At 72.8% G+C, this 6994-nt stretch carries 5 protein-coding genes; 1 reads left to right on the forward strand and 4 read right to left on the reverse strand.

The window, feature by feature from the left end:
* From ACFV2X_RS52520 to ACFV2X_RS52535, 4 genes are all read right to left on the reverse strand, one after another.
* Window positions 1–567 (reverse strand): SigE family RNA polymerase sigma factor, encoded by a 567-nt coding sequence (locus ACFV2X_RS52520; RefSeq protein WP_385630689.1) that lies wholly within the window; start codon window positions 565–567, stop codon window positions 1–3.
* The gene (locus ACFV2X_RS52525) at window positions 564–3140 is read right to left on the reverse strand and encodes a glycosyltransferase (protein WP_385630691.1); all 2577 of its coding nucleotides are present in this window, start codon (window positions 3138–3140) and stop codon (window positions 564–566) included. Before ACFV2X_RS52525 ends, ACFV2X_RS52520 begins: the two co-directional genes overlap by 4 nt.
* 71 nt (window positions 3141–3211) lie before the next feature.
* A complete protein-coding gene (locus ACFV2X_RS52530; RefSeq protein ID WP_385630692.1) occupies window positions 3212–3913 on the reverse strand; it encodes a GntR family transcriptional regulator in 702 nt (233 codons plus the stop codon).
* 141 nt (window positions 3914–4054) lie between these two features.
* A complete protein-coding gene (locus tag ACFV2X_RS52535; protein ID WP_385630694.1) occupies window positions 4055–5452 on the reverse strand; it encodes an aspartate aminotransferase family protein in 1398 nt (465 codons plus the stop codon).
* Between the two features lie 229 nt (window positions 5453–5681).
* Between ACFV2X_RS52535 and ACFV2X_RS52540 the strand changes: the two genes are divergently transcribed.
* On the forward strand, window positions 5682–6956 hold the full coding sequence (locus tag ACFV2X_RS52540) for a serine/threonine-protein kinase (RefSeq protein ID WP_385630697.1): 1275 nt from the start codon (window positions 5682–5684) through the stop codon (window positions 6954–6956).
* The last annotated feature ends 38 nt before the right edge of the window (window positions 6957–6994 follow it).

Genomic DNA, 6994 nt, shown 5'->3' on the forward strand with positions numbered 1-6994 from the left:
CTACTCCTTCCCCACAGGTGGCATCGGAACAATCGGCTGACCGCCGAGTTGGGCGCGCAGCCGGGCCAGGCCCCGGGCGGTCTGGCTCTTCACGTTCCCTTCGGAACAGCCGAGGACCGCCGCCACCTCGGCCACCGGCAGATCGCACAGGAAACGCAGCACCAGCACGGCACGTTGGCGCGCCGGGATGCGTGAGAGCGCGGTGTGCACGACCGTACGCGTCTCGATGTCCGGTACGCCCGCGACCGGCGGCAGCCCCGGCGTCTCGTGCGGCGCGCCCGAGAGCCGGACGACCCGGGCCCAGCCGAGGCGCTGCTCGTTGAGGAAGCAGCGGACGAGGATCGTGTGGACGTAGCGGTCCAGGTCGTCGGCGGCGCGGGCGCGGTTCCAGTGGACGTACAGCTTGGTCAGAGCGGTCTGGACGACGTCGTCGGCGCGGTGCGGGTCCTTGCAGAGCAGATGCGCGATGCGGCGGAGCGCGGGCAGCCGCGCGGAGACGTACGCGGTGTACGCCCCCTCGGCCTCCGCCCTGTCCCCGGACGCCCGGCCCCCGGCCGTGCGGCTCATGTTCCTCCGTGCACTTCCCACACCCACACGCCCCCGATCCACTCCCCCTGCCACCCCAACAGCCGCTCCAAGGTGACACGCAGCGCCTCGTCCCCCGGTTGCGGGGCCAGCACAACCGCGCCCGCGCGCCAGAAGTCGAGGTCGGCGCGGACGGCGCGGCGCTGCTTCTGGCCGATGTGCGGGACCCGTCCGGTGCGGTGGACCTCCTCCAGGAGGGCGGAGGTATAGCGGTATTGCGGGCCGTAGATGCCCCTCCGGTCGGGGCCGCCGGGGCCGTTGAAGTAGCCGCCGGGGAGCGGGAAGCCGAGTCCCGCGGCGGTCTGCCAGTGCAGGGGCTCGGCGTTTCCGGGGCTGGGCAGCGGTACGGGGACGAGGGAGTGGCCCTTGGGGACGTGGGCGCGCCAGGTGCCGTCCGCGATGAAGGGCGGGACGGGGACGCGGTCGGCGGTGGTGAACGGCGTGGGCGCGAGGGGCAGCAGGGCGGCGGTGACGGCGGCCCATCCGGCGATCCGCAGCGCCCAGTCGATGCCGTCCGGCTCACCGGCCTTGTCGGTGCCCGGCGCCCCCGCGCCCGGCTCCCGCGCCAGCGCGCACAGTTGGTCGCAGGCCAGGGCCAGCAGGATGCCGAGCGCGGGCACCGCCGCCATCGCCACCCGCGACTCGATGACCGACTCGAACAGCGGCTGATCGGCGAGCGCCCGCCACGGCCCCGGCAGCACGATCCCCGTCCAGGGCACGGGGATCGTACGCCCGAGGGAGAGCACGGATGCCGCGAACGCCATCCACCCGAGCGCCCGCACCCGCGGATCCCGCCACAGCCACACCACCACGGCGGCGGTCAGGACGAGCAGCGGCCAGCCGAAGAAGGCGTTCTGCTCGGTGCGGTTGATCGCCAGCGCGTCGGCGGTGGCCTCGTGCCCGGCCAGCGAGCGGCCCGCGAACTCCCAGAACGCACGCGGTGAGTTGCCGACCGGGCCGTGCAGCACGCTGTGATAGCTCTGGGCGCCGAAGAACTGCCACAGCAGCGGATACGCGAGCAGCGGTACGCACACCGCGGCGGCGAAGGCCAGCCCCCGGGCCAGCGGGCGCACCGCCGAGCGCGCCTGCGCCGGGCGTACGGCCGTGTAGCCGACCGCGAAGAGGACGAGGCCCACGGCGGCGAGCAGCAGCGCCTCCTCGCCGAGGAAGACCTGGTAGGTGAGGAGGAGGCCGAGGACGACCCCGTCACGTCCGACGCGGGTGCCCGCGCACAGCCGCAGCAGCCGGTCGATGATCAGCGGCATCATGAACAGCACCGCGAAGTTGGGGTGCGCGTTGGCGTGGGAGACCATCGGCGGGGCGAAGGCGCACAGGGCGCCGCCGAGCGCGGCGGCCCGGCGCGCCCGTACGAACCGCTTGCGCAGCAGCCAGTACCAGGCGCCCGCGGTCCCGGCCAGCCCGCAGGTCAGCACCAGCGCCCAGGTCGCCCCCGGGCCGAAGAGCGCGGTGACGGGCGCGAGCGGGACGCCGAGGCCGAGCATGGCGGTGTTGGCCATCAGGTTGACCCCGAGCGGGGTGTTCTGGAGCTGGGTGAAGAACGGGTCGCCGAGCCCGGATCCCCCGAAGATCTTGTCGGCGGTGACCGCGAAGAACCACTCCCACTGGTTCTGGTCCTGCCCGCTGTCGACGAGATAGCGGTGGCCGACGTCCGCCCACAGCCCCTTGTAGAGCAGCACCGACAGCAGCAGATAGCCGAGGAGCACGGCCATGTCGCCCGCGCGCAGCCGCTCCCGTACGCCCCGCCGCCACAGCCGCAGCAGCTCCAGCAGCACCCGGCCGTAGTCCAGCGGACGGATCTTGGAGCCCGCCTGGTGCGCCCAGCGCACCGGCACCTCGGCGACCGGCCAGTCCGCGCGGCGGAAGGCGCGCAGGATCTCCACGTCGATGCCCCACCCGTCCAGCCGCGACCGCCCGAAGGCGGCGCGCGCCCGGTCGCCGTCGAAGAGTTTGAAGCCGCACTGGGTGTCGCCGACGCCGGGCAGGACGACCGCGCGTATCACGCGGTTTCCCGCGCGTCCCGCCAGCCGCCGCAGCGGGTGCTGGTCGACCTCGATCAGCGCGTCGGGGTGCGCGCGGGAGCCGATCGCGGCGGCGAAGCCCGCGTCGAGCCGGTCGTGCAGCGCCGGCAACTCCTCGATGGGGGTGGCGAGGTCGGCGTCGGTCAGCAGCACCCGGCGCCCGCGCGAGGCGAGTACGCCCAGGCGCAGCGCATGGCCCTTCCCGTGGTTGCGCGCGCGCCCGGCGGGGGTCGGGGGCGGGGCCAGCAGCCGGATACGCGGCTCAGTCACCGCCGCGTCGCGGACGACGGCCGCGGTGGCGTCGCTCGACCCGTCGTCGACGACGATCAGCTCCCACTCGGCGTGGCGGCCGGGCGAGGAGCGCAGATAGCGGCAGATCGCGTCGAGGGTCCGGGGCAGCCGGTGCTCCTCGTTGTACGCGGGCACGACAACAGTCAGATCGACGGTGTCGGTGTCGATGCCGGTGCCGGTCGCGGGCCGAAGGGCCAGGGACCGGGCGGGCGGAGTGTGCAGCACATGAGGGTGACCGCCTCGGACCCCCGGCAGGTTGTGTGTTCTGCGTCACATCCCCGTGAGGGTGGGGTGGTTCAGTCCTTCTCGTCTCCGGCGTCTCCGGTGACCAGGCGCTCGATCAGGGCGACGGAGTGCGCGTTGTACGCGGTTATCAGCCGCTCGGAGACCTCGGCGTCGCCGCGGGTGACGGCCGCGGTGAGCTCGCAGTGCCCGGCCCACAGCCGCCCGCGCAGATCCGGTACGCGCCGCAGATACGGCACGGTGAAGACCCAGGACTGCACCCGCAGCCGCTGGAGGAAGTCGAGGATGTACGGATTGCCGACGAGCCCGCAGAGCTCACGCCAGAAGCGCAGGTCGTAGCCGATCAGTATGTCGAGGTCGCCGGAGCGCGCGGCGCGCTCGGCCTCCTCCGCCCGGCGCCGCACCGAGGCCAGGGCCTGCGGGGTCATGGTGCGCAGGGTCTCCTCGACGGAGTGCCGGAAAAGCCCCTCGACCACCATGTTGCGGGCGTTGATCATGTGCCGGAAGTCCTCGAACGTGAACTCGTGGACCCTGAAGCCACGGTGTTCCTCGACGTCCAGCAGCCCCTGGGCGCACAGATCGAGCAGGGCCTCGCGGACGGGGGTGGCGGAGACCCCGTACTGGTCCGCCATCTCCTTGACCGTGAACTGCCGTCCGGCCGGAAGCCGGCCCGCCAGCACCTCGTCACACAGCGCGTCGGCGATCTGCTGCCGCAGCGTATTGCGCTTCACCGGGCTGGTGCCGGGCACGGGCATCGAGGACCGTCTCCTTCCGCGGCCGTCGTGTCGTACGGATGCGGACGGCCCTCGCATCACGATATGCGAGGGCGTTGCGCGAAGTACGCGAAGAGTGCGCGGGTGAAGCGGTCTACACCGTTATTTGATCTCCATCTGAGCCTACGGGCGCGGCATGGTGTGGGCGTCGGCCGCGGACAGGGCCTCGTCCAGGATCGCCAGACCCTCCTTGGCCTCGGCCTCGGTGATGGTGCACGGCGGGACCACATGCGTGCGGTTCATGTTCACGAACGGCCACAGGCCGCCGCGCTTGCAGGCCGCCGCGAAGTCGGCCATGGGCCGATTGGCCGGGCCGGTCGCGTTGTACGGGACCAGGGGCTCGCGGGTGGCCCGGTCCTTGACGAGTTCGACCGCCCAGAACACGCCCAGCCCGCGGACCTCGCCCACACAGGCGTGGCGCTCGGCGATCTCGCGCAGCCCCGGGCCGATGATCTCCTCCCCGATCGCGGCGGCGTTCGCCACGATGCCCTCTTCCGCCATCGCGTTGATGGTGGCGACGGCGGAGGCGCAGGCGAGCGGGTGGCCGGAGTAGGTGAGGCCGCCGGGGTAGGGCCGCTGGTCGAAGTCGGCGGCGATGGCGGCGCTGATCGCGACCCCGCCGAGCGGGACATAGCCGGAGTTGACGCCCTTCGCGAAGGTCAGCAGGTCCGGGGTGACGCCGAAGTGGTCGGCGGCGAACCAGTGGCCGGTGCGGCCGAAGCCCGCCATGACCTCGTCGAGGATGAAGACGATGCCGTAGCGGTCGCAGATCTCACGGACCCCGGCCAGATAGCCGGGCGGCGGCACCATGATCCCCGCGGTGCCGGGGACGGTCTCCAGGATGATCGCGGCGATGGACTGCGGGCCCTCGAAGGCGATGGTCTGCTCCAGGTGCGCGAGGGCGCGCTCACACTCCTGCCGCTCGTCGGTGGCGTGGAAGGGCGAGCGGTAGAGGAACGGCCCCCAGAAGTGGACGACGCCGGCCGAGGCGGTGTCGGAGGCCCAGCGGCGCGGATCGCCGGTCAGGTTGATCGCGGCGGCGGTGGCGCCGTGGTACGAGCGGTAGGTGGACAGCACCTTGGTGCGGCCGGTGTGCAGCCGGGCCATGCGGACGGCGTGCTCGACGGCCTCGGCGCCGCCGTTGGTGAAGAAGATCTTGTCCAGGTCGCCGGGTGTGCGCTCGGCGACCAGCCGCGCCGCCTCGGACCGCACGTCCACGGCGAAGCCCGGCGCGAACGTGCACAGTCTGGCGGCCTGTTCCTGGATGGCGGCGACGACCTTGGGGTGCTGATGGCCGATGTTGGTGTTGACCAGCTGGCTGGAGAAGTCGAGGTAGCGGTTTCCGTCGTAGTCCCAGAAGTACGAGCCTTCGGCGCCCGCGACGGCGAGGGGGTCGATGAGCCCCTGGGCCGACCACGAGTGGAAGACATGCGCCCGGTCCGCCGCCTTGACGGCGGCACCGGTGGCGGGGTCGGGCACGGGGCCGGGGGTCGGGGCGGAGTGCGCGGGCTGTGCGGCCACGTTCGGTACCTCGGATCGCTCGGGATCGCTCGCTGGTCTGTCGGGCCCAGGGTACGGATCGGCGGCCCGGGTGCGGCACCGGAGAATCGACACGGTCAGATACGGAACCGATAACGGATCCCATGCGTCGTCCACTTCGCTCTCAGCCCCCTTTATTCTCTGGCCAGAGGCTGATCGCAGGGGCTGATCACAGGGGCTGATCAGGGGAACAGGGGAAGGACAGCGACGCATGGAAGACCTGGGGCCCGAGGACCCTCGTTGGATCGGCGAGTACCGGTTGATCCGTCGGCTGGGGGCGGGCGGTATGGGACGGGTGTTCCTCGCCCATTCACCGCGCGGCCGTACAGTCGCGGTGAAACTCGTACAGACCGAACTCGCGCAACAGGCCGAATTCCGGCGCCGCTTCAAGCAGGAAGTGCGGGCGGCGCAGCGGGTCGGGGGTGAGTGGACCGCGCCCGTACTCGACGCGGACACCGAGGCCGCCACTCCCTGGGTCGCCACGGGCTATATCGCCGGGCCGTCCCTGCACTCGATCGTGTCCGAATCGGGTGCCCTGCCCGAGCGGTCGGTGCGCATCCTGGGCCATGGACTCACCAAGGCGCTGCAGGCCATCCACGGCGTCAACCTGATCCACCGTGACCTCAAACCCTCCAACGTCCTGATCACGATCGACGGGCCGCGCGTCATCGACTTCGGCATCGCGCGCGCCCTGGAGACCGTCACCGACGGCATCCTCACCCGCAGCGGCGCCGTGGTCGGCTCGCCGGGCTTCATGTCCCCCGAGCAGGTGCGCGGCGAGCGGGTCACCCCGGCCAGCGACATCTTCTGCCTCGGGTCGGTGCTCGCGTTCGCGGCCATCGGCCGCCAGCCGTTCGGCACCAGCGACAGCGGGGTGCACGCGGTGATGTACCGGATCGCCCAGGAGGAGCCCGACCTGGACGGGCTGCCCGAGGGGCTGCGGGACCTGGTCACCGACTGTCTGAACAAGGACCCGGCCGCCCGGCCGACCCTGGAGCAGCTGCTGGCCCGTACGGCCGAACCCGAGAACGCGGAGGACGCCGACGAGCCCTGGCTGCCGGGCAGCCTCGTCGCCCAGCTCGGGCGGCACGCCGTACAGCTCCTGGACGCGGAGACCCCGGCCGCGCCGCTGGCGCACGGTGTGCCCGCGCCGCCGACCGCTCCGCCCGTCGGCCCGCCCGCCTTCCCGCCGGCCAAGCCGAACGTTCCGGCGCCCCCGGCCACGCCGCCGACGGCCACGTCGTACCCGCTGGCGCCCGCCGAGCCGCCGACGCCCCCGCCGCCGACCAACCCGCCGCCGCAGACGGCCCACACCACGCCGCTGGCCGCTCCCCCGGCCACGCCTCCGGCCGTTCCGCCCGCCATCCCCGCCGCACCGCCGGTGGGGCCCGTGGCGCCCGCCGCCGCGGCCCAGACGCCGCAGGCGCCGCAGCCGCCCGCCGCACCGCCACAGGCGGCTGCTCGGAGTTGTCGGAGCCGAACTTGATCGCGCCCAGCCGCTCGGTCATGCCGTACTGCGTGACC

The sequence above is a fragment of the Streptomyces sp. NPDC059679 genome, assembly GCF_042734105.1.
GTDB lineage: Bacteria > Actinomycetota > Actinomycetes > Streptomycetales > Streptomycetaceae > Streptomyces.